This is a genomic window from Enterobacter sp. YSU (genome assembly GCF_016082135.1).
In the GTDB taxonomy this organism is placed as follows: Bacteria; Pseudomonadota; Gammaproteobacteria; order Enterobacterales; family Enterobacteriaceae; genus Enterobacter; species Enterobacter hormaechei_C.
Genome location: NZ_CP059487.1, coordinates 4,607,464 through 4,629,118, shown reverse-complemented (window position 1 = coordinate 4,629,118; position 21,655 = coordinate 4,607,464). Strand labels below are relative to the sequence as shown.

At 55.6% G+C, this 21,655-nt stretch carries 19 protein-coding genes; 14 read left to right on the top strand and 5 right to left on the bottom strand.

What is annotated here, in order from left to right; genetic code table 11:
- Window positions 1-2: 2 nt before the first annotated feature.
- The 5 genes from yceG to ptsG all read left to right on the top strand — a co-directional run bounded on the left by yceG (window position 3) and on the right by ptsG (window position 5,193).
- Window positions 3-1,025 (top strand): cell division protein YceG, encoded by a 1,023-nt coding sequence (gene yceG, locus H2Z33_RS22240; RefSeq protein ID WP_017384722.1) that lies wholly within the window; start codon window positions 3-5, stop codon window positions 1,023-1,025.
- Window positions 1,015-1,656, top strand: coding sequence for a dTMP kinase (tmk, locus tag H2Z33_RS22235; protein WP_063135250.1), 642 nt, complete (start codon window positions 1,015-1,017; stop codon window positions 1,654-1,656). Before yceG ends, tmk begins: the two co-directional genes overlap by 11 nt.
- Complete coding sequence (gene holB, locus H2Z33_RS22230) at window positions 1,653-2,657, top strand: DNA polymerase III subunit delta' (protein WP_032104504.1); 1,005 nt, start codon at window positions 1,653-1,655, stop codon at window positions 2,655-2,657. The genes tmk and holB overlap by 4 nt, the downstream gene beginning before the upstream one ends.
- A 10-nt stretch (window positions 2,658-2,667) precedes the next feature.
- A complete protein-coding gene (locus H2Z33_RS22225) occupies window positions 2,668-3,462 on the top strand; it encodes a metal-dependent hydrolase (RefSeq protein ID WP_032670936.1) in 795 nt (264 codons plus the stop codon).
- 297 nt (window positions 3,463-3,759) lie between these two features.
- Window positions 3,760-5,193 (top strand): PTS glucose transporter subunit IIBC, encoded by a 1,434-nt coding sequence (gene ptsG, locus H2Z33_RS22220; RefSeq protein WP_003857942.1) that lies wholly within the window; start codon window positions 3,760-3,762, stop codon window positions 5,191-5,193.
- Window positions 5,194-5,334: 141 nt separating this feature from the next.
- On the opposite strand, the gene fhuE is transcribed toward ptsG, so the two are convergent.
- Window positions 5,335-7,524 carry a ferric-rhodotorulic acid/ferric-coprogen receptor FhuE gene (fhuE, locus tag H2Z33_RS22215; protein ID WP_063135249.1) on the bottom strand — a complete coding sequence of 730 codons (2,190 nt, stop codon included), beginning with the start codon at window positions 7,522-7,524 and terminating at the stop codon, window positions 5,335-5,337.
- A 353-nt stretch (window positions 7,525-7,877) separates the two neighbouring features.
- Here fhuE and hinT point away from each other — a divergent pair, with 353 nt between their 5' ends.
- From hinT to H2Z33_RS22175, 8 genes are all read left to right on the top strand, one after another.
- The gene (hinT, locus tag H2Z33_RS22210; RefSeq protein WP_006809243.1) at window positions 7,878-8,237 is read left to right on the top strand and encodes a purine nucleoside phosphoramidase; all 360 of its coding nucleotides are present in this window, start codon (window positions 7,878-7,880) and stop codon (window positions 8,235-8,237) included.
- A gap of 1 nt (window position 8,238) precedes the next feature.
- On the top strand, window positions 8,239-8,613 hold the full coding sequence (locus H2Z33_RS22205; protein ID WP_003857939.1) for a YcfL family protein: 375 nt from the start codon (window positions 8,239-8,241) through the stop codon (window positions 8,611-8,613).
- A gap of 13 nt (window positions 8,614-8,626) precedes the next feature.
- Window positions 8,627-9,271: a penicillin-binding protein activator LpoB gene (gene lpoB / locus H2Z33_RS22200; protein WP_085929697.1), complete on the top strand. Its 645-nt coding sequence runs from the start codon at window positions 8,627-8,629 to the stop codon at window positions 9,269-9,271.
- A complete protein-coding gene (gene thiK, locus H2Z33_RS22195; protein ID WP_017384718.1) occupies window positions 9,252-10,076 on the top strand; it encodes a thiamine kinase in 825 nt (274 codons plus the stop codon). Before lpoB ends, thiK begins: the two co-directional genes overlap by 20 nt.
- Window positions 10,077-10,087: 11 nt before the next feature.
- On the top strand, window positions 10,088-11,113 hold the full coding sequence (nagZ, locus tag H2Z33_RS22190; RefSeq protein WP_063135247.1) for a beta-N-acetylhexosaminidase: 1,026 nt from the start codon (window positions 10,088-10,090) through the stop codon (window positions 11,111-11,113).
- Between the two features lie 31 nt (window positions 11,114-11,144).
- Window positions 11,145-11,687: an alpha/beta hydrolase YcfP gene (ycfP, locus tag H2Z33_RS22185; protein ID WP_006809239.1), complete on the top strand. Its 543-nt coding sequence runs from the start codon at window positions 11,145-11,147 to the stop codon at window positions 11,685-11,687.
- Between the two features lie 236 nt (window positions 11,688-11,923).
- Window positions 11,924-13,228, top strand: coding sequence for an NAD(P)/FAD-dependent oxidoreductase (locus H2Z33_RS22180; RefSeq protein WP_017693633.1), 1,305 nt, complete (start codon window positions 11,924-11,926; stop codon window positions 13,226-13,228).
- 193 nt (window positions 13,229-13,421) lie between these two features.
- Complete coding sequence (locus H2Z33_RS22175) at window positions 13,422-13,961, top strand: glycine zipper 2TM domain-containing protein (protein ID WP_017384715.1); 540 nt, start codon at window positions 13,422-13,424, stop codon at window positions 13,959-13,961.
- A 60-nt stretch (window positions 13,962-14,021) separates the two neighbouring features.
- Here the strand turns inward: H2Z33_RS22175 and H2Z33_RS22170 are convergent, their stop codons facing one another.
- Window positions 14,022-14,657, bottom strand: coding sequence for a TetR/AcrR family transcriptional regulator (locus H2Z33_RS22170; RefSeq protein ID WP_015570813.1), 636 nt, complete (start codon window positions 14,655-14,657; stop codon window positions 14,022-14,024).
- A 245-nt stretch (window positions 14,658-14,902) separates the two neighbouring features.
- On the opposite strand from H2Z33_RS22170, the gene bhsA reads away from it, so the two are divergent.
- On the top strand, window positions 14,903-15,160 hold the full coding sequence (gene bhsA, locus H2Z33_RS22165) for a multiple stress resistance protein BhsA (protein ID WP_006809234.1): 258 nt from the start codon (window positions 14,903-14,905) through the stop codon (window positions 15,158-15,160).
- A 77-nt stretch (window positions 15,161-15,237) separates the two neighbouring features.
- Here bhsA and ldtC read toward each other — a convergent pair whose 3' ends face one another.
- The 3 genes from ldtC to H2Z33_RS22150 form a co-directional block, all read right to left on the bottom strand.
- Complete coding sequence (ldtC, locus tag H2Z33_RS22160) at window positions 15,238-16,203, bottom strand: L,D-transpeptidase LdtC (protein ID WP_063135246.1); 966 nt, start codon at window positions 16,201-16,203, stop codon at window positions 15,238-15,240.
- Window positions 16,204-16,348: 145 nt separating this feature from the next.
- Complete coding sequence (mfd, locus tag H2Z33_RS22155) at window positions 16,349-19,795, bottom strand: transcription-repair coupling factor (RefSeq protein ID WP_063135245.1); 3,447 nt, start codon at window positions 19,793-19,795, stop codon at window positions 16,349-16,351.
- 567 nt (window positions 19,796-20,362) lie between these two features.
- Window positions 20,363-21,436, bottom strand: a complete 1,074-nt coding sequence (locus H2Z33_RS22150) for an acyltransferase family protein (protein ID WP_063135244.1) — start codon at window positions 21,434-21,436, stop codon at window positions 20,363-20,365.
- Between the last annotated feature and the right edge of the window lie 219 nt (window positions 21,437-21,655).

Here is a 21,655-nt window from a genome sequence, read left to right as displayed (position 1 = left end):
TCATGAAGAAAATGTTACGCTTTGTCCTCCTTCTTATCGTTGCGTTCGGTATCGCTGGCGGAGCGGGAGTGTGGAAAGTCCGTCAGCTGGCGGAGAGTCAGATCCTGATAAAAGACGAGACGATTTTTACCCTGAAAGCGGGGACCGGGCGGCAGGCGCTTGGTCAGCAGCTGTATGACGACAAAATTATCAATCGCCCACGCGTATTCCAGTGGCTGCTGCGTATTGAACCGGACCTGTCCCATTTCAAGGCCGGCACCTATCGCTTTACCCCTGGCATGACCGTGCGCGAGATGCTGCAACTGCTGGAGAGTGGTAAAGAAGCCCAGTTCCCGCTGCGTTTTGTGGAAGGTATGCGTCTGAGCGATTACCTCAGGCAGCTGCGGGACGCGCCATACATTAAGCATACGCTGAAAGATGACCGCTACCAGACCGTGGCAGACGCCTTAAAATTCGAACATCCCGAGTGGGTGGAAGGCTGGTTCTGGCCCGATACGTGGATGTATACGGCAGGCACGACGGATGTGGCCATTCTGAAGCGCGCGCACAACAAAATGGTCGCGGCGGTAGACGCTGCCTGGAAAGGGCGAGCAGAGGGCCTGCCTTATAAAGATCAAAACCAGTTCATGACGATGGCCTCGATCATCGAGAAAGAGACGGCCGTTGCTGCCGAACGTGACCAGGTTGCCTCGGTGTTTATTAACCGTCTGCGCATCGGCATGCGTTTGCAAACCGATCCTACCGTCATCTACGGCATGGGCGAAAACTACAACGGCAGGATTTCCAGAAAAGATCTGGAGACGCCAACGGCGTATAATACCTACGTGATTAGCGGCCTGCCGCCTGGACCGATTGCGACGCCGAGTGAAGCTTCGTTGAAGGCCGCCGCGCACCCGGCCAAAACGCCGTATCTCTATTTTGTGGCTGACGGAAAAGGGGGGCATACGTTTAATACCAACCTGGCCAGCCACAATCGCTCCGTTCAGGACTATCTGAAGGCACTTAAGGAAAAAAATGCGCAGTAAATACATTGTCATTGAGGGACTCGAAGGGGCGGGCAAAACAACTGCCCGTAACGTGGTGGTGGATACGCTTACGTCGCTTGGCGTTGCCGACATGGTCTTTACCCGCGAGCCGGGCGGTACGCAGCTGGCGGAAAAACTGCGCAGCCTGGTTCTGGATATCAAATCCGTTGGCGATGAAGTTATTACCGACAAAGCGGAAGTGCTGATGTTCTATGCTGCGCGCGTTCAGCTGGTGGAGACGGTGATCAAACCCGCTCTGGCAGAAAGGAAATGGGTGATTGGCGATCGCCACGATCTCTCAACCCAGGCGTATCAGGGCGGTGGCCGGGGTATCGACCAGACCATGCTGGCTACGCTTCGCGACGCGGTTCTGGGCGATTTCCGTCCTGACCTGACGCTGTATCTGGACGTGACCCCTGAGGTGGGCCTGAAGCGCGCCCGTGCCCGCGGCGAACTGGACCGCATTGAACAGGAGTCTTTTGATTTCTTTAACCGCACCCGTGCGCGTTATCTGGAACTGGCCGGGCAGGACAAGACCATTCGTACCATCGATGCGACGCAATCCCTTGAAGACGTTACGCGTGATATTCAGCAGACCGTTACGCAGTGGCTACAGGAGCAGCAGGCATGAAATGGTATCCATGGTTGCGCCCACACTTTGAACAGCTGATCGGCAGCTATCAGGTTGGTCGGGGGCATCATGCGTTACTGATCCAGGCGCTGCCGGGAATGGGTGATGATGCGTTGATTTACGCCATCACCCGCTTTCTGATGTGCCAACAGCCGGAAGGACATAAAAGCTGCGGTAAATGCCGGGGTTGCCAGCTTATGCAGGCGGGCACGCATCCTGACTATTACACCCTCGAACCCGAGAAGGGCAAAAATACGCTCGGTATCGACGCGGTGCGTGAGGTCAGTGAGAAACTGTACGAATATGCGCGTCTGGGGGGGGCGAAAGTGGTGTGGCTGAAAGACGCCGCGCTACTCACGGAAGCCGCAGCCAACGCCCTGTTAAAAACCCTGGAAGAGCCGCCAGAGAATACCTGGTTTTTCCTCTCCTGCCGCGAGCCGGAACGCTTGCTGGCGACGCTGCGCAGTCGCTGCCTTCTTCACCACCTCGCTGTCCCTCAGGAATCCTGGGCGCTCGCCTGGCTTGAGCGAGAAGTGACGGTGTCACAAGATGCGGCGCGCTCGGCGTTGCGCCTGTGCAGCGGTGCGCCTGCGGCTGCGCTGGCCTTATTGCAGCCGGAAGTGTGGTCCCAGCGTGAAACGCTATGTCGTGCGGTTGAATCAGCCCTCGACAGCCATGACTGGCTGAGCGTGCTGCCAGCGCTGAACAGCGATCAGGCACCGGAACGGCTGCACTGGCTGGCCGCACTGCTGCTGGATGCGCTCAAAATCCAGCAGGGGGCGACGCTTCTGACTAACCCTGACGTGTGGGCGCTGGTCACCACGCTGGCGAATCGCCTGTCAGGGCAGTCGCTGCACGCTATCCTTCATGATATCTGCCAGAGTCGTGAACAACTTTTGACGGTAACCGGTCTCAATCGCGAGCTTTTACTGACCGACCAGTTACTGCGTATCGAACACTACCTGCAACCGGGCGTCATACCGCCGGTTTCCCACCTCTGAGAGAGACGTTATGTTTTTAGTCGACTCACACTGCCATCTTGATGGCCTGGATTATCAGTCCCTGCATAAAAATGTGGACGACGTGCTGGCGAAAGCCGCCGCCCGCAATGTGAAATTTTGCCTGGCCGTGGCGACCACGTTGCCGGGTTACCGCTCCATGCGTGAACTGGTAGGCGAGCGCGATAATGTCGTCTTCTCCTGCGGCGTGCATCCGCTGAATCAGGATGAAGCGTACAATATTGAGGATTTACGCCGTCTTGCCGCAGAAGAGGGCGTAGTGGCGATGGGCGAGACCGGTCTCGACTATTTCTACACCCCGGAAACGAAACCTCGCCAGCAGGAATCCTTCCGCAACCACATCCGTATTGGCCGTGAACTGAATAAGCCTGTTATCGTTCATACCCGCGATGCGCGCGCCGACACGCTGGCGATCCTGCGGGAAGAAAAGGTGACGGATTGCGGTGGCGTACTACACTGTTTCACTGAAGACAGAGAAACGGCGGGTAAGCTGCTTGATTTAGGCTTTTATATCTCGTTCTCGGGGATTGTAACGTTCCGGAATGCTGAGCAACTGCGTGATGCGGCGCGATATGTTCCGCTGGATCGTATTCTGGTTGAAACCGATTCCCCGTACCTGGCACCGGTGCCTCATCGCGGCAAAGAAAATCAGCCAGCGATGACCCGGGATGTCGCTGAGTATATGGCCGTTCTGAAAGGTGTCAGTATTGAAGAGCTGGCTCGCGTGACAACGGAAAACTTCGCCAGTCTGTTCCATATCGACCCCGCCCGCCTGCAATCTGTCTGATACGCCTGTTATTTTTAGGCTCGTAATTAATAAGTAAAACGAGTAAAGTTCACCGCCTCATTTGGGGCGGTGATGGCGTTTTTAGACACATCCAGACATGCTTTATGTAAATATCTGCAAGTTTTTTGGCCGTCTTGAACTGAAACGTGATAGCCGTCAAACAAACTCAGAGGGAATTATTTTACTCTGTGTAATAAATAAAGGGCGCTTAGATGTCCTGTCCACGGCGCGGTACTCCCCCCGGGCCAATGCGTGAAAACGTAAAAAAAGCACAAATACTCAGGAGCACTCTCAATTATGTTTAAGAATGCATTTGCTAACCTGCAAAAGGTCGGTAAATCGCTGATGCTGCCAGTATCCGTACTGCCTATCGCAGGTATCCTGCTGGGTGTCGGTTCTGCAAACTTCAGCTGGCTGCCAGCCGTAGTTTCCCACGTGATGGCCGAAGCAGGCGGTTCTGTTTTTGCTAACATGCCGCTGATCTTCGCTATCGGTGTTGCTCTGGGCTTCACCAATAACGACGGTGTATCCGCGCTGGCGTCCGTTGTTGCTTACGGCATCATGGTGAAAACCATGGCTGTGGTTGCGCCGCTGGTACTGCATTTACCTGCTGAAGAGATTGCCGCTAAGCATCTGGCGGACACCGGTGTTCTCGGTGGTATCATCTCCGGTGCGATTGCAGCGTATATGTTTAACCGCTTCTATCGCATCAAGCTGCCTGAGTATCTGGGCTTCTTCGCGGGTAAACGTTTTGTGCCGATCATTTCTGGTCTGGCCGCGATTTTCACCGGTGTGGTTCTGTCTTTCATCTGGCCACCAATCGGTACGGCAATTCAGACCTTCTCTCAGTGGGCGGCTTACCAGAACCCGGTTGTGGCGTTCGGTATCTACGGCTTCATTGAGCGCTGCCTGGTACCATTTGGTCTGCACCACATCTGGAACGTTCCATTCCAGATGCAGATTGGTGAATACACCAACGCAGCAGGCCAGGTGTTCCACGGCGACATCCCACGCTACATGGCGGGTGACCCAACGGCAGGTAAACTGTCTGGTGGCTTCCTGTTCAAAATGTACGGTCTGCCGGCCGCCGCAATTGCGATCTGGCACTCTGCTAAACCAGAGAACCGTGCAAAAGTGGGCGGTATCATGATCTCCGCAGCGCTGACCTCGTTCCTGACCGGTATCACCGAGCCGATCGAGTTCTCCTTCATGTTCGTTGCGCCGATCCTGTACATCATCCACGCGGTACTGGCAGGTCTGGCATTCCCAATCTGTATCCTGCTGGGTATGCGTGACGGTACGTCCTTCTCTCACGGTCTGATCGACTTCATCGTTCTGTCCGGTAACAGCAGCAAGCTGTGGCTGTTCCCAATTGTGGGTGCGGGCTACGCAGTGGTGTACTACACCGTCTTCCGCGTGCTGATCAAAGCACTGGACCTGAAAACGCCGGGTCGTGAAGATGCAACGGAAGACAGCAAAGCCGGTGCGACCAGCGAAATGGCGCCTGCTCTGGTAGCTGCCTTCGGTGGTAAAGAGAACATCACTAACCTGGACGCGTGTATCACTCGTCTGCGTGTGAGCGTTGCCGACGTTGCGAAAGTAGACCAGCCGGGTCTGAAAAAACTGGGCGCAGCGGGCGTCGTTGTTGCAGGTTCTGGTGTTCAGGCAATCTTCGGTACGAAATCCGATAACCTGAAAACCGAAATGGATGAGTACATCCGCAACAACTAAGCTGTGACCTGGGGAGACTAAGGCAGCCGAATGGCTGCCTTTTTTATTACTACGGCTTGTGGTGCCGGGTGGCGGCGGCACCTTACCGGGCCTACGTGATGGATAGGCCCGGTAAGCGCAGCGCCACCGGGCTTCTGTCACTCAGAAATCGTAGCTCGCGCTCACCGAGACGTTCAGCGGCGCGCCATAAACCGCATACGATCCGACGTAATCGTAATACTCTTTGTCGAACAGGTTGTTGACGTTAGCCTGCACCGCAAAATCTTTGGTGACCTGATAACGGCTGAACAGGTTCACCAGCCCATAGCTGCCTTGCTCCGCGCGGGAACGTCCTGCCGGGCCGCCTTCCACGTCCGTCCACACTTTGTTCTGCCAGTTTACGCCACCGCCCACGGTCAGTTCCGGCAGCATTGGCAGCTGATAGCGGGTGAAGAGCTTCATGGTTGTGCGCGGCTGATCGGAGCTGACGGCGTTGCCATTCTTATCTTCTGCGATGTAACGCGTCGCGCCGAAGGTCAGCTGCCAGTTATCGGTCAGGGCACCGTTGAGCTCGAACTCGACCCCTTTGCTGACCACCCCGTCCAGCGATTCATAGATCGACTCACCGCTCGGCATGTAGGTATAGGTGTTGCTGGCGACGTTATCCTGCTCAATGCGGAAAATCGCCAGCGAGGTGGTGAGGCGGGTATTAAACCAGTCCGCCTTCACCCCGGCTTCGTAGCTTTTACCCGTGGTAGGGTCAAGATAACGTCCGCTGGCATCGCGCTTATCCTGCGGCTGGAAGATAGAGGTATAGCTGACGTAGGTCGACCAGTCCTCATTGATGTCATACACCAGGCCGGCGTACGGCGTGACATCATCTTTGGTGCTTTCCAGACGGGTATTCGGCGATCCTGCCGGGTTATAACGAATGTTATATTGGGTGTAGCGCGCGCCCAGGATCAGGTGCAGCGGATCGGCCAGCGAGAAACGAGCCGACGAATAGGCTGAAGACTGGCGAATATCATCCTTGCTGTAGAGTTTCCACGGCGTCCACTGGGGATCGGCGATGTTCCCGTTCCAGTTATTAAAGTTGCCGACATCAACCATGCCGTATACCGCATCCGGCATGGAGTTGTCGTAATGGTTACGCTGACGGCTGAAGCTGCCGCCGAACATCATTTCGTGCTGACGGCCAAAGAGATCGAAGCCGCCGCGCAGGAAGGCGTCAACCGCATCCTGTTTACGTTCCCCACGGTTCCAGCCGCCGTAACCCACCAGGCCCGCACCGGTCTCTTTATCCGGATAGCCGGACATATACATCAGTTTGGAGTCGAAGTTGGTTTCAGCGTGCATACCGTTGATGTGCGCTTCCCAGCCATTATCGAAACGCTGAGTCAGGTTAGCGAAGATGCGGGTGCTGTCTTTATCTGAATAAGCCCAGTCAGGTGCGACAGTCTGGCTGCGATTGTAGTGGGTCTTACTTCCGTCGCTGTACCAGGTCGGCAGCCCGCCCCAGGTTGGGTCGGCGGTATGGCTTTCCTGATACTCATACCCTACCGAGAGGGTGGTGCTGTCGGTGACATCCGCGTCCATCACACCGTAGAGGAATTTCTTCCGGTAGTGGTAGTTATCCACGAAGCTGTCGTTGTCCTGATAACCGGTAATCAGACGGCCCCGTACCTTACCTGACTCTACCAGCGGCGCCTGGAGATCCAGCACGTAGCGCTGCTTGTCCCAGCTGCCGTAGCTGGCGGAGACGTTACCTTTAAATTCCGGGCTGTCCGCGTGCTTACGCACCATATTAACGTACGCCGCCGGGTTGCCGGTGCCGGACATCAGGCCGGTGGCGCCGCGAACCACTTCGATGCGGTCATAAATCGCGGTATCCGCGGCGGTATCACCAAAGTTCCACACTTCACTGATGGAGGTTGGCAGGTCGTCATAGGCGTAGTTGCTGACGAAAAAGCCGCGTGAGTAAAACACGGTACGGTCGCTGTCCTGCACCTGGGCCGTAATGCCCGTGGTATTCGTCAGCACCTGTCCGATGGATTGCAGATTCTGGTCAGCCATACGTTGCTGGCTGATAACGCTGACGGACTGTGGGATGTCGCGGGGAACCAGCAACAGTTTGGTGCCGGTGGTGGTAGTTTTTACGCTGTAATCCTGATCCTGGCTGGCAGAAAGATCCTGTGTGTTGTCAAAACCCCCGTCTACGACGACGGTATCTTCGGTGGTTGAAGCAGCGAAAGCGGCGGTTGGCGTCAATGCCATAGCAATGCAGGCGGCCAGCAACGAAGGTGTTGCGGCAGGCTGATGTTGCCCATCCCTGGTGTGATTAATGAAAGACATCATCAAACCCTTAGTGAATGGTGAAGGTAATTCGCGACAGTCCCGCTAGCACGGGCTGACGTCGTTTTCTATGTTAAAAATGCGCATGAAAATGCAAATGCGAAATATACGCATTGTGATTAACGCTGTAAACAGATGTTTCGGGATGAACTGAAATAAGGTTTCAGAAAAGAAATGTCCTAAAGCGATGCCTCTTCAGCCAGATGGCGGACAATCAGGAAAGAAATCACGGGAGAAGGTTGAAAGGACAGGAGAAACTCGCTCATACTCTTGTCTTGTGTCACGCAGTAAATCAGACAATGTGTGTTAACAACGGACGCACGACGCCAGATTAAACTTAAAAGGAAAAGGTCATGGCTGAAGAAACGATTTTCAGTAAAATTATCCGCCGCGAAATTCCGTCGGATATTGTCTATCAGGATGAACTGGTCACGGCTTTCCGCGACATTTCTCCCCAGGCGCCGACGCACATCCTTATTATTCCCAATATTCTGATCCCGACCGTTAATGACGTTAAAACCGAGCATGAAGTGGCGCTGGGCCGTATGCTTACGGTAGCCGCGAAAATCGCAGAGCAGGAAGGGATCGCTGAAGACGGATACCGTCTGATCATGAACTGTAATCGCCATGGCGGCCAGGAAGTCTATCATATTCATATGCATCTGCTGGGTGGACGTCCACTGGGACCGATGCTGGCACATAAAGGTCTTTAATATGTTAACTGGGCGTATTGCAGCGCTGATCGTGACGCTGGTAATGGTTGGGTGCAGCGCGCGTCCCGCCATCCCGGTCAGTGAAGAACAGACGCTGGTGATGGAGTCCTCAGTGCTTGCTGCGGGCATCACGGCGGAGAAACCTTCGCTGACCATAAGCGAAATCCAGTCTTCAGCCTCCTCTACGCTCTATAACGAAAGGCAAGAGCCAGTGACGGTGCATTATCGCTTCTACTGGTATGACGTGAGAGGTCTTGAGATGCACCCGCTTGAGGCGCCGCGCAGCGTGACCATCCCGGCAAGATCGTCAGTCACGCTCTACGGCAGCGCCAGCTATCTGGGTGCACATAAGGTGAGACTTTATCTTTATTTGTAAGGAGTGAACCTTGATTAAAACAATGAGCCGTTATGCGCTCCTGAGTGCTTTTGCACTCTTTCTGGCGGGTTGTGTGACGCGAACGGAAGAACCAGCACCGGTAGATCAGGCGAAGCCGGGAACGGAACAGCCAACAACGCCAGCGCAGCCTGTTCCAACCGTGCCGTCTGTACCGACCATTCCGGCGCAGCCTGGCCCGATCGAACATCCGGACGACACCGCACAGCCTGCGCCGCGAGTACGCCACTATGACTGGAACGGCGCGATGCAGCCGATGGTGGGCAAAATGTTGCAGGCACAGGGCGTTACGCCCGGCAGCGTGCTGCTGGTGGACAGCGTGAACAACCGTACAAACGGTTCCCTGAATGCGGGAGAAGCGACGGAAACCCTGCGCAACGCGCTGGCAAACAACGGTAAATTTACGCTGGTCTCAGCTCAGCAGCTCGCGGTCGCCAAGCAGCAGCTTGGTCTGTCGCCTCAGGACAGCCTGGGCTCGCGCAGTAAAGCGATTGGTATTGCCCGCAACGTTGGCGCGCAGTATGTCCTTTATTCTAACGCGACAGGCAACGTGAACACGCCGTCGTTGCAGATGCAGTTAATGCTGGTTCAGACCGGCGAAATTATCTGGTCAGGTAAAGGTGCCGTTACGCAACAATAAGCGCACGCGTCATGACGTCCTGACGCGTTATTTCCCTCAGTACCGTGTTATCGCGCCGCAAGCCCCCGCCGGGCTTGGCGGCGCGAGTTGCATTATTGAGCGTGGCGACCATCGGCTGGTTTTACGTCAGCATCACGATGCCGCCGCGCCTGCCTCCCATTTTCGTCGCCAGTTCCGCGCCCTGAAGCGCCTGCCCGCCGACCTTGCGCCACAACCTCATCTCTTTATCAGAGACTGGATGGCGGTGGCGTTTATTGCGGGTGAGATCAAAAGCGAGCTTCCCGATACGCCTGCGCTTGCAGCCATGCTGTATCATCTGCATCGCCAGCCGCGTCTGGGCTGGCGGGTAACGTTACTTCCTTTGCTGGATCACTACTGGCAGCAGGCTGCGCCTGGACGACGCACGCCCTACTGGCTGGCGCAGCTTAAGCGGCTACGCAGAGCGGGAGAGCCGCAGGCGTTACGTCTGGCGCCGCTGCATATGGATGTCCACGCGGGTAATATCGTTCATACCACGGCAGGCGAGAAACTTATCGACTGGGAATATGCCGGAGACGGTGACGTGGCGCTCGAACTCGCTGCGGTCTGGATGCCTGATGAGGCGTCGCGCGAGCAGCTGATAACCGCCTATGCCCGAAACGCCAACATCAATGCGCTCACCCTTGCGCGGCAGGTCGCGCGCTGGCGCCCGTGGGTGTTGATGCTGATGGCGGGATGGTTTGAAATGCGCCTTCAGCAGACAGATGACAAACAATTTATTGCGCTGGCAAATGATGCCTGGCGTCAGTTACAAACGAAAGGATAAGAGAGGTTGGTGTGGGTCCAGTAATGTTGGATGTCGAAGGGTTTGAGCTGGATGCGGAAGAGCGCGAAATTCTGGCGCATCCGCTGGTAGGGGGGCTGATTCTTTTCACCCGCAATTATCTTGATCCGGAGCAGTTGCGTGAGCTGGTTCGCCAGATCCGTGCGGCGTCGCGCAATCACCTGGTGGTGGCCGTAGACCAAGAAGGTGGGCGTGTGCAGCGTTTCCGCGAAGGGTTTACCCGTTTACCCGCCGCGCAATCTTTTGCTGCGCTGCTGGGGATCGAAGAGGGCGGTCAACTGGCGCAGGACGCCGGCTGGCTGATGGCCAGCGAGATGATCGCCATGGATATCGACATCAGCTTCGCCCCGGTGCTGGACGTAGGACACATTAGCGCGGCAATTGGTGAGCGTTCGTATCATGACGATCCGCGTATTGCGCTGGCAATGGCGACGCGCTTTATTGACGGTATGCATGCTGCGGGCATGAAAACCACCGGCAAACATTTCCCGGGCCACGGGGCGGTGACGGCGGATTCCCATAAAGAAACCCCGCGCGATCCGCGCTCGGAAGCAGACATTCGCGCTAAAGACATGTCGGTTTTCCGCTCGCTGATCGCTGATAACAAGCTGGATGCCATCATGCCTGCGCACGTCATCTACAGTGAGGTCGATCCGCGTCCGGCCAGCGGCTCTCCGCACTGGCTGAAAACCGTACTGCGTCAGGAATTAGGCTTCAATGGCGTAATTTTCTCTGACGATTTATCCATGGAGGGGGCGGCAATTATGGGTAGCTATGCCGAACGTGGGCAGGCTTCGCTGGATGCGGGTTGCGATATGATCCTCGTCTGCAATAATCGTAAAGGGGCGGTGAGCGTGCTGGATAACCTGTCGCCGATCAATGCTGAACGTGTTACACAATTGTATCATAAAGGTTCATTTAGTCGTCAGGAGCTGATGGACTCGGCGCGCTGGAAAACGGTAAACGCCCGGCTTGAAGCCCTGAACGAGCGCTGGCAGGCACATAAAGCAGCCCTTTAATTCATCCCGGAAGGCGTAGCGTGGTGAGACGATGATCATTTATTTACACGGTTTTGACTCAAACAGTCCTGGTAATCATGAGAAAGTGCTGCAATTGCAGTTTATCGATCCGGATGTCCGGCTGATCAGTTACAGCACACGTCATCCGAAGCATGACATGCAGCATCTGCTTAAAGAAGTGGATAAAATGTTGCAGCTCAATATCGACGATCGCCCGCTGATCTGCGGCGTGGGGTTAGGAGGATACTGGGCAGAGCGCATCGGTTTTTTGTGCGATATCCGTCAGGTCATTTTTAATCCTAACCTCTTTCCGAACGAAAACATGGAAGGCAAAATCGATCGCCCGGAGGAGTACGCCGACATCGCAACTAAATGCGTGAGCAATTTCCGTGAAAAGAACCGCGATCGGTGTCTGGTGATCCTTTCCCGCAACGATGAAGCGCTGAACAGCTCCCGCGCCGCCGAGCTTCTGCACCATTACTACGAAATTGTCTGGGACGAAGAGCAGACCCACAAGTTCAAAAACATTTCCCCGCACTTGCAGCGTATTAAAGCCTTTAAAACGCTGGGCTGATCTCCCTGAACCTGATAAAGGCCCGGTACGTGAAAGCGTACCGGGCCTCTTTTTTGTCAGAGTTGTCTACTTTTAAACCATCAAAACTTGATACATATCAATTTTGGTATGACCAATGCGCCTGACGTGCTATTCTCAATGAATCTGAATGGTTTCAGCGCAGTAACCTGTTGTTAATTAAGGGTTATTTATATAACTTTTAATTAACAATTGGTTAATAATTTGAGGGGGTCACGTTGACTACGCCATTGAAAAAGATAGTGATTGTCGGCGGTGGTGCTGGCGGACTGGAGCTCGCGACACAGCTGGGTAAGAAGCTGGGTCGCGGTAAGAAAGCCAAAATCACGCTGGTGGATCGTAACCACAGTCATCTGTGGAAGCCGTTACTGCACGAAGTGGCGACCGGGTCGCTGGATGAGGGCGTGGATGCGCTGAGCTATCTGGCGCATGCGCGTAACCACCACTTCCAGTTCCAGCTGGGTTCGGTGGTGGATATCAATCGTGAAAACAAAACCATCACGCTGGCTGAGCTGCGTGATGATAAAGGCGAGTTGCTGGTTCCTGAGCGCAAGCTGGCCTATGACACGCTGGTGATGGCCCTGGGCAGTACCTCCAATGATTTCAACACCCCAGGCGTAAAAGAGCACTGCATCTTCCTGGATAATCCGCATCAGGCGCGTCGTTTCCATCAGGAGATGCTTAACCTGTTCCTGAAGTACACCAACAACATGGGTGCTAACGGCAAGGTCAACATTGCTATCGTGGGCGGCGGCGCAACGGGCGTTGAATTATCGGCGGAGTTGCACAATGCGGTCAAACAGCTGCACAGCTACGGCTACAAAGGGCTGACTAACGAAGCGCTGAATGTGACGCTGGTGGAAGCAGGTGAACGTATTCTGCCTGCGCTGCCGCCGCGTATTTCCGGCGCGGCGCACAACGAGCTGACCAAACTGGGCGTGCGCGTGCTGACCCAGACCATGGTGACCAGCGCGGATGAGGGCGGCCTGCATACCAAAGACGGCGAATATATCCAGGCCGACCTGATGGTTTGGGCTGCGGGGATCAAAGCGCCTGATTTCATGAAAGATATCGGTGGGCTGGAGACGAACCGCATTAACCAGCTGGTGACAGAGCCGACGCTGCAAACCACGCGCGATCCGGACATCTTCGCCATTGGCGACTGTGCCTCCTGCGCACGTCCGGAAGGCGGATTTGTACCGCCTCGCGCTCAGGCCGCGCACCAGATGGCAAGCCTCGTGCTGCATAACATCCTGGCGCAGATGAAAGGCAAACCGATGAAAGCCTATGTCTACAAAGACCACGGCTCTCTGGTGTCGCTCTCAAACTTCTCCACCGTGGGCAGCCTGATGGGTAACCTGATGCGCGGCTCCATGATGGTGGAGGGGCGCATCGCCCGCTTCGTGTACATTTCTCTGTACCGTATGCACCAGATTGCGCTGCACGGCTACTTCAAAACCGGCCTGATGATGCTGGTTGGCCGCATCAACCGCGTGATCCGTCCACGCCTGAAGCTGCACTAATTTCTCTCTCCCTCCGGGCCCTCCGGAGGGAATTCTTAGCACATCATGCTGTGCATTTCCCTCCTGACGCTTAAGAGTTCTCTTAAACCCACGTTGTCCCGGTCAACAGCCCTGATTTTGATCCTTTATCTTATTGGCGAAGCGTTTATTGCGCTGCAAAATTGCTACCAATTGCAACAAAGGAGGAAGTCCCGTGAATAAATCAATGTTGGCGGGTATAGGGATTGGCGTCGCAGCTGCGTTAGGTGTGGCTGCCGTTGCCAGTCTGAACGTACTTGATCGTGGCCCGCAGTATGCGCAGGTGGTTTCCGCTACACCGATCAAAGAGACGGTCAAGACGCCTCGTCAGGAGTGCCGTAATGTTTCTGTCACCCACCGTCGTCCGGTTCAGGATGAAAACCGTATCGCTGGCTCCGTGCTGGGCGCGGTTGCTGGTGGGGTGATTGGTCATCAGTTTGGTGGCGGCCGTGGTAAGGATGTCGCGACGGTGGTTGGTGCGCTGGGTGGCGGTTATGCCGGTAACCAGGTACAGGGCGCGATGCAGGAAAATGATACCTACACCACAACGCAGCAGCGCTGTAAAACCGTGTATGACAAGTCTGAAAAAATGTTGGGCTATGACGTAACCTACAAAATTGGCGATCAGCAGGGCAAAATCCGCATGGATAAAGATCCTGGCACGCAGATCCCTCTCGACAGCAACGGTCAGCTGATACTGAATAACAAAGTGTAAAAAAGATGTTCTCTGAACTTAGCTCCTCATGCGCTCAGGCTGAGGAGCTTTTTTTTTGCGTCAGAGTTTAAGAAGTTCAGGCCACAGGCGCAGCGTTGTTTGCGTAATCCCCTGCAATTTTTCCAGCGTCGCGCCTTCACGGGCGCTGATGGACATCCCCTGTAAAATACAGCTCAGATACTGGGAAAGCTCCTGCGGACGGCAATGCGCCGGTATTTCGCCGCGCTGCTGACGCTGAGCCAGAAACGTGCTGAGCGTCTCCTCCTGCATCGCATGTCGCGATTTGACCGTGTTGGCAATCTCTTTAGACGATGCCGCGAGGGTCGCGGAGGTGTTGATCATAAAACAGCCCGCAGGCGTGTCCTTGCTGGTATAGCAGGTCGCGATTGCCGTGAAATAATCCTGCAATGCCTGCTCAACCGTTTTTTCTTCGCAGAACAGCTGGGCTTCATGTTTTGCCGCGAAGCGCGCGATGTATCTGTCCAGAACGGCCCGGAATAAGCCTTCTTTGTTGGTGAACTCTGCGTACAGGGTAGGGGCTTTCGCGCCCGTTGCTTCCACGAGATCGGAAAGCGACGTGGCTTCATACCCATGCTGCCAGAAGAGCGTCATGGCCTTATCGAGCGCCGCATCCCTGTCGAACACTTTTGGTCGGCCACGGCTTTTCTTCGCGCAACGCGTGACATCGGTTGTCATGTGCCGTTGGTCCTCTGTTGTTTTGTTGAATAGTCATTATAAAAATAAACGTCTGCAACGACCAGCGGTGATTTCTGAAAAATAATTTAATTTTATCTTTATGAAATATAAGGCAAATGAAATTAATTTAACGACCATTATAAAAATGGGTTGACGTGTGACCTGGATCACATCTATCATTTACCTATCGATCGTTAACTAAATAACTAACGACCACTACATCATCTGCCTAAAGGTATAAAATCATGAAAAACGTTAAAACCCTCATCGCTGCCGCCGTTCTGAGTTCACTCTCTTTCGCAAGCTTCGCTGCTGTTGAAGTGCAATCCACGCCAGCAGACCAGCAGAAAGTCGGTACCATCTCTGCCACTGCCGGGACTAATCTGGGCTCTCTGGAAGATCAGCTGGCACAAAAAGCTGACGAAATGGGTGCGAAATCATTCCGCATCACCTCTGTGACCGGTCCTAACACCCTGCACGGTACCGCTGTTATCTACAAATAAGCGTAACGCAACCCTCCGTTATGCCACTGCAATAAAAAACGCCCTGCTGATGCAGGGCGTTTGTCGTTATTACTGCTTTACATTGATTGCTGAGCAACCTCATGATGCCGCGTGACATCGGTTGGCATCCCCGAGCGCGCTTCCATCGCCCGCTCCATCACCGCGCCATCGGTATTGGCATTCGTTTTAAAGCTCACCATTGAGGCATTCAGATTAATCGGCAGCGTCTGCGGATCGTCATTGATGTTTTTCGATAGCGGCTGGTGGATCTCAACCAGACGGACGCCACCCGGCTCTTTAGACACTTTAATCGGCGTATTAATGATATTCACTTTCGTGCCAGGGGCGATCACGCGGTAGAGCGTTTTGATATCGTCATCGCGCAGGCGAATGCAGCCGGAGCTGACGCGCATCCCGATCCCGAAATCCGCATTCGTTCCGTGCAGAAGATAAACCCCACCGTATGCCGCCAGGCGAATCGCATGGTGCCCCATCGGATTATCCGGGCCAGCAGGCACCACGGCAGGCAGGTCGATACCTTGAGCTTTATAACGGGCGCGAATGTTTGCCGTCGGGGTCCAGGTTGGATTAGCGCGCTTATCAGAGACGGTGGTGATCATGGTAGGCGTGAGCGTATCGCCCCCCAGCTGACCAATACCGATAGGGTAGACGGTCACTTCGTTCTTGCCCGGCGGGTAGTAATACAGACGCAGCTCGGCGAGGTTAATCACAATGCCCTGACGCGGCGCGTCCGGCAGGATGGTTTGCAGCGGAATCGTCAGTACGCTGCCTGCACGGGGCACGTATGGATCTACGCCCGGGTTGGCCTGCAACAGCGCCAGGAACCCGACGTTATATTTTTTGGCAATCGCTTCCAGCGAACCGCCATCGTTTTCAACCACGTGAAAGCGGTTTTCACCTACGACATTGCTGCCGGCAGGCGGAAGAGGCCAGGTATTGGCGCGAGCAGGGAGCGCGACGGCAACCGTCGCGGCCAGCGCAAACAGAGTTAACCAGCGGGTAAAACGCGAAGAAATCATCATTATCATAATCCATGCAAATGATAAGGTTATTGTTTTATAAGGCGTTAATGATAATTATGGCGAATGTATAGTCGGGAAGTTCGGGCGAAGTGCAAAGAGTTTGTAAATTGTCCCCCCGCCAGCCGGGCGCTGGCGGGGGATACCGTTATGCGATGGCGTTCTCTTCCAGCTGACGCATAAAGTTACGCACCCAGTCCATGCGGGTTTTACGTTCCGTCAGATCCTGAGTAAATTTCAGACGCGTCGGGCCATCAAGACGGAAATGCTGCGGCTGTTTTTGCAGGAGGCCAATCAGCCACATCGGATCGACGTGGTTCTTCTCGGCAAACTCAATGACGCCGCCTTTCTCATTGCCTTCAAGTTTGCGAATGCCCAGCTTCTGCGCCTGCTGACGCAGGCGGGCAATATCCAGCAGGTTGCGCGCCGCATCGGGCAATATCCCAAAACGGTCAATCAGTTCGACTTTGATCTCTTCCAGCTCGCCTTCGCTTTTCGCGCTGGCAATGCGTTTGTAGAACGACAGACGGGTATTCACGTCAGGAATAAAATCATCCGGCAGCAGAGAAGGCATGCGCAGTTCCACTTCGGTCTGCTGGCTGGTGAGATCTTCCAGAGACGGTTCACGTCCGGCTTTAAGCGCATCGACGGCATTTTCCAGCAGCTCCATATACAGCGAGAAACCGATGGTTTCCATGGAGCCGCTCTGGTCTTCACCCAGCAGCTCACCGGCGCCGCGGATCTCCAGGTCGTGGGTCGCCAGCGCAAAGCCAGCGCCCAGATCTTCCAGCGAGGCGATAGCTTCCAGACGCTTTTGCGCGTCGGTGGTCATCGCCTTCGGATGCGGCGTCAGCAGCCAGGCGTAGGCCTGATGGTGCGAGCGCCCGACGCGCCCGCGCAGCTGGTGCAGCTGGGCCAGGCCGAAGTGATCCGCACGTTCGATAATGATGGTGTTCGCCGTTGGAATGTCGATCCCGGTCTCAATGATGGTGGTACACACCAGCACGTTGAAACGCTGGTGGTGGAAATCGTTCATCACCCGCTCCAGCTCGCGCTCGCGCATCTGGCCGTGACCAATGGCGATGCGCGCTTCCGGTACCAGCTCTGCCAGCCTGTCGGCGGCTTTCTGAATATTTTCAACGTCGTTATACAGGTAATACACCTGGCCGCCGCGCAGCACTTCGCGCAGGATCGCCTCGCGCACCACCAGATTGTCGTACTCGCGAACAAAGGTTTTCACCGCCAGACGGCGCGCCGGTGGGGTGGCGATAATCGACAGATCGCGCATGCCGCTCATCGCCATGTTCAGGGTGCGCGGGATCGGCGTTGCGGTCAGGGTCAGAATGTCGACGTCGGCGCGCATCGCTTTGATGCGCTCTTTATGGCGCACCCCGAAGCGGTGCTCTTCATCCACGATCAGCAGCCCCAGATCTTTCCACTTCACGTCGCTTTGCAGCAGCTTGTGAGTGCCGATCAGAATATCAATTTTGCCTTCGCTTGCCTGTTCCAGGATGTGCGTCTGCTCTTTGGCGCTGCGAAAACGCGACAGCATCTCAATGCGCACCGGCCAGTTGGCGAAGCGGTCGCGGAAGTTGTCGAAGTGCTGCTGGGCGAGGAGGGTAGTCGGCACCAGCACCGCCACCTGCTTGTTGTTTTCCACCGCCAGGAAGGCGGCACGCATCGCCACTTCGGTTTTGCCGAAGCCCACGTCACCGCAGACCAAGCGGTCCATGGCCAGCGGCTGGCACATGTCGCTCAGCACGGCGTTAATGGCCTGGGCCTGATCCGGCGTAGTTTCAAACGGGAAGCTGTCGCAGAACAGCTGATACTGCTCTTTATCATGCTTAAACGCATAGCCCTCTTTGGCCGCACGCTGGGCGTAAATATCCAGCAGCTCGGCGGCCACGTCGCGTACTTTTTCCGCCGCCTTCTGGCGCGCGCGCGCCCAGGCATCGCCGCCCAGCTTATGCAGCGGCGCGTTGTCTTCCGCGCCCCCGGCGTAGCGACTGATCAGGTGCAGGGACGACACCGGCACGTACAGTTTGGCGTCGTTGGCGTAGGTCAGCATCAGGTATTCACCTTTGATGCCGCCTGCTTCGAGGGTGGTCATCCCCTGATAGCGACCCACCCCGTGTTCAAGGTGAACGATCGGCTGACCGGGGTGCAGTTCGGCCAGGTTACGGATCAGGGTGTCCGGGTTGATGGTGCGACGGCTGTCCTGACGACGGCGCGCGACGCGCTCGCCCAGCAGGTCGCTTTCACAAATCAACGCCAGGTTATTGAGCGTATCAATGAATCCGTGCTCGGCGGCGCCGATCATCAGGTAACGGCCATTTCCGGTCGCTTCGCTCAGGCGAAGAATGCGCTTCGGCGCAACTTTGATCCGTCCCAGCAGTTCGCCCAGCGCTTCACGGCGACCCTCACTTTCAACGGAGAAGACCACCGGCCCGGTGAAGGACTCAAGAAACTTACGCAGATTATCAAGGGGGGATTTCTGCTGCGCCTGAACGGCCAGATCAGGCAGCGTCCGGAACGCGAGATTGGTGTTCGCCGCCTTCTCGGCAAGCGCGTCGGTTTTGAGCTGCATGCGCGGCCAGCGTTTCAGCTCGGCGTTGAGCTCGTCGGTACGTAGCCACAGCATTTCCGGCGGCAGCAGCGGACGCATCGGGTCAACGCCCCGGTTTTCAAAGCGGGCGCGCGTTTCGCTTTCAAAGCGGCTGGCACTGGCGTCGATATCCCCGGTGTTAACAATCAGCGTATTCGCCGGGAAGTAGCTGAACAGCGCCGGCAGCGGTTCGTTAAAGAACAGGGGCTGCCAGTACTCGATCCCGGCCGGAAGGGTGCCCTTGCTGACTTGCTGGTAGATATGTTCGGCATCGCGCTTCACGTCGAACCTGTCGCGCCACTGGCTGCGGAACAGCTCGATGGCGGTTTTATCCGTCGGGAACTCATGGGCGGGCAGTAGGTTAATGGAGTCCACTTCCTCCAGCGTGCGCTGGGTGTCAGCGTCGAACACGCGCAGGCTGTCGATCTCATCATCAAAGAAATCCAGACGATATGGCCGATCGCTGCCCATCGGATAGAGATCCAGCAGCGCACCGCGCGTCGCGTATTCGCCGTGCTCCATCACCTGGTCGACATGTCGATAGCCGGCTCCGTCCAGCTGCACGCGCAGGGCATCGCGCGACAGGCGCTGGCCTTTTTTCATCACCAGCGCATGGCCGTGCAAATAGCTGTGCGGACAGACGCGCTGCATCAGCGTATTCACCGGTACAATCAGCACGCCGCGCTGCATGGTGGGAAGCTGATACAGCGTCGACAGGCGTGAAGAGATGATCTCCTGGTGCGGAGAAAAACTGTCGTAGGGAAGCGTTTCCCAGTCGGCCAGGCTGAATACCAGACTGTCGGTGAACTGACGAATTTCATCGTGCAGGCGCAGGGCGTTTTGCATGTCCGGGGCAACCAGCACCACCGGCCCAGGATGCCGCTCAGCAATTTCCGCCACCAGGGTGGCGCAGGCCGCGCCCGTGAGTTCGCCCAGCTGGCGCTGGTCGCCCGCTTTGACAGGCAAGGAGTAACGATAGTGTTCAGGCATGGCTATGTCAGAGTCTCTTGGGGATATACCAACAGTATTGGGGCATATCACTGATACGCAATGTCTTTATTATCCTCGATCGTTTTACATAAGCAAATCGTAACCGCACAAGAGGGAAAGTGCCCCCGGATGGGTAGAGGGTTCCTCAGTAATTTGAAAGCAGAAGCAATAACGTTGTCTTCAGACTAACTGAGGGCTTTCAGCGATGCCCTGGTCCGGCTGTAAATCGCTGAGGCGTTTCCTGAAGGCCGGGGCGAGGCGCAGGGATGCGCCGAGAGGGCGTGGCCTGCATGGATGCAGGCTCATGCCCGACCCGATAGCCGGAAGGAATAAGCCGAGGGTATCGCGAAGCGACGATTTACCGCCGGGAGCCCGGGTTGCCAGGGTGGTGGCGAATGAGCCACCCTGGCACGTTCACCGCTCGTGCGGTTATAGAATAGCAAGGAACATAAGGTGAACGGAACGAGCACCACAGCTGTATGTTCACCCTCACCCCAGCCCTCTCCCATAGGGAGAGGGAGCCGTCTGTGCAGGCCTTATTTTGTAGCCCGTATGGGACAGGGTTAGTTAGCGGGTCGTGGGCACGGGCGAAAGCCGCGCGGGAGGGGAGAAGAAAAGATCGCCAAAGAGGGCGGTCGAGAGCTTACGTGCCCCCAGCCCAACCAGCGTGCAGACGAGCAGGCTGATAAATGGATAAACCAGAATCAGCGTTAACTCCGCCCAGATCGGCCAGTACGCCGCATTCATTTCGCGGATCAGGAGCAGGCTAAATGCCTCGATTAAAATGCGGTGGGTGGTATATATCGCGATGGTGTTTGAACCGATGACGTTCAGCAGGTTATTGAGATGAACGGCATAACGCTGCTCGAAGCTGTAAAAGAGCTTCATGATAACTACGATTGACAGCAGAGAGAGCGGCAGAGGGACGTTAGCGAACCACAGCACCACCGACACCGCACCAGAGGCGATGAGGATCAGCCAGCTGCGGCGCAAATTCATCCCTTTCATCCACGCCATCAACTGCGCGCCGTACCATGCGCCGAGGCTGTAGTAGACCATGTTGCGCACCACGCTGTTCATTCCCCACCACGGTAACGGCAGGAAGTTGATGGCGATGCTTGCCAGCGCCAGAAGCCCCAGCATCGGCAGTTTCCAGCGGCTCAGCAGCTTACAGAGCGTAAAGTAGACCACTAAGGCGTACAAATACCATAGGCTTGTGCTGGCCGTGAGCATTCCCCGTACAAACCCTGAAACGGAATCGGCGTAGGCCGCATTGGATGCTGTCGCCAGCTCTCGCTCGGGGGCGAGCCAGGCATTCAGATGAGTCAGCGCCTGCCATTGCAGGACGCCCCACAGGGCCAAAACCCAGACAATGCTCCAGATCCGCTTGTCGAGACTGGTGCGCCAGTTCACCTCGTCAATATATCGACGGATCAAATAGCCGGAGATAAAGAAAAACACCGGCATACGGAACGGGGCAAGGTAAAGATTAAAGTAGACCCAGCATTTGGCGAGCAGGCCCGATAACGGATGCTGTAGCCCGTCCAGGTGAGGATAAAAGGTGATCACCGAGTGGTAAATCACCACCAGGCAGATACACAGACCTTTTATCTGGTTAATCCATAATGCTTTTTGTTTCATTGTGCGTGACGACCTTGTTGCCATAAACGAAAGGGCGATTGTTGTAAAATGAAACCCTGATGTAACGGGTAACAGTCTGTATCAGGACGATTTTCGGAAAAGGTGGAGGCTGTCTGGCGGAAGTTCAGTCAGTAGCATGATGATTTATCTGAATTTTTCGGAAAAATGATTACCGAATCTTACGGTTTCAGTCATTTACGCTTAGCGGATTCGCTTATA

What these genes read in the sequence shown, in the direction of transcription:
- mfd (WP_063135245.1), bottom strand. Translation starts at nt 19,795, where the DNA reads ATGCCTGAACACTATCGTTACTCCTTGCCTGTCAAAGCGGGCGACCAG.
- yceG (WP_017384722.1), top strand. Translation starts at nt 3, where the DNA reads ATGAAGAAAATGTTACGCTTTGTCCTCCTTCTTATCGTTGCGTTCGGT.
- fhuE (WP_063135249.1), bottom strand. Translation starts at nt 7,524, where the DNA reads ATGTCTTTCATTAATCACACCAGGGATGGGCAACATCAGCCTGCCGCA.
- ycfP (WP_006809239.1), top strand. Translation starts at nt 11,145, where the DNA reads ATGATCATTTATTTACACGGTTTTGACTCAAACAGTCCTGGTAATCAT.
- holB (WP_032104504.1), top strand. Translation starts at nt 1,653, where the DNA reads ATGAAATGGTATCCATGGTTGCGCCCACACTTTGAACAGCTGATCGGC.
- ptsG (WP_003857942.1), top strand. Translation starts at nt 3,760, where the DNA reads ATGTTTAAGAATGCATTTGCTAACCTGCAAAAGGTCGGTAAATCGCTG.
- H2Z33_RS22170 (WP_015570813.1), bottom strand. Translation starts at nt 14,657, where the DNA reads ATGACAACCGATGTCACGCGTTGCGCGAAGAAAAGCCGTGGCCGACCA.
- bhsA (WP_006809234.1), top strand. Translation starts at nt 14,903, where the DNA reads ATGAAAAACGTTAAAACCCTCATCGCTGCCGCCGTTCTGAGTTCACTC.
- H2Z33_RS22150 (WP_063135244.1), bottom strand. Translation starts at nt 21,436, where the DNA reads ATGAAACAAAAAGCATTATGGATTAACCAGATAAAAGGTCTGTGTATC.
- H2Z33_RS22225 (WP_032670936.1), top strand. Translation starts at nt 2,668, where the DNA reads ATGTTTTTAGTCGACTCACACTGCCATCTTGATGGCCTGGATTATCAG.
- ldtC (WP_063135246.1), bottom strand. Translation starts at nt 16,203, where the DNA reads ATGATGATTTCTTCGCGTTTTACCCGCTGGTTAACTCTGTTTGCGCTG.
- H2Z33_RS22205 (WP_003857939.1), top strand. Translation starts at nt 8,239, where the DNA reads ATGTTAACTGGGCGTATTGCAGCGCTGATCGTGACGCTGGTAATGGTT.
- tmk (WP_063135250.1), top strand. Translation starts at nt 1,015, where the DNA reads ATGCGCAGTAAATACATTGTCATTGAGGGACTCGAAGGGGCGGGCAAA.
- hinT (WP_006809243.1), top strand. Translation starts at nt 7,878, where the DNA reads ATGGCTGAAGAAACGATTTTCAGTAAAATTATCCGCCGCGAAATTCCG.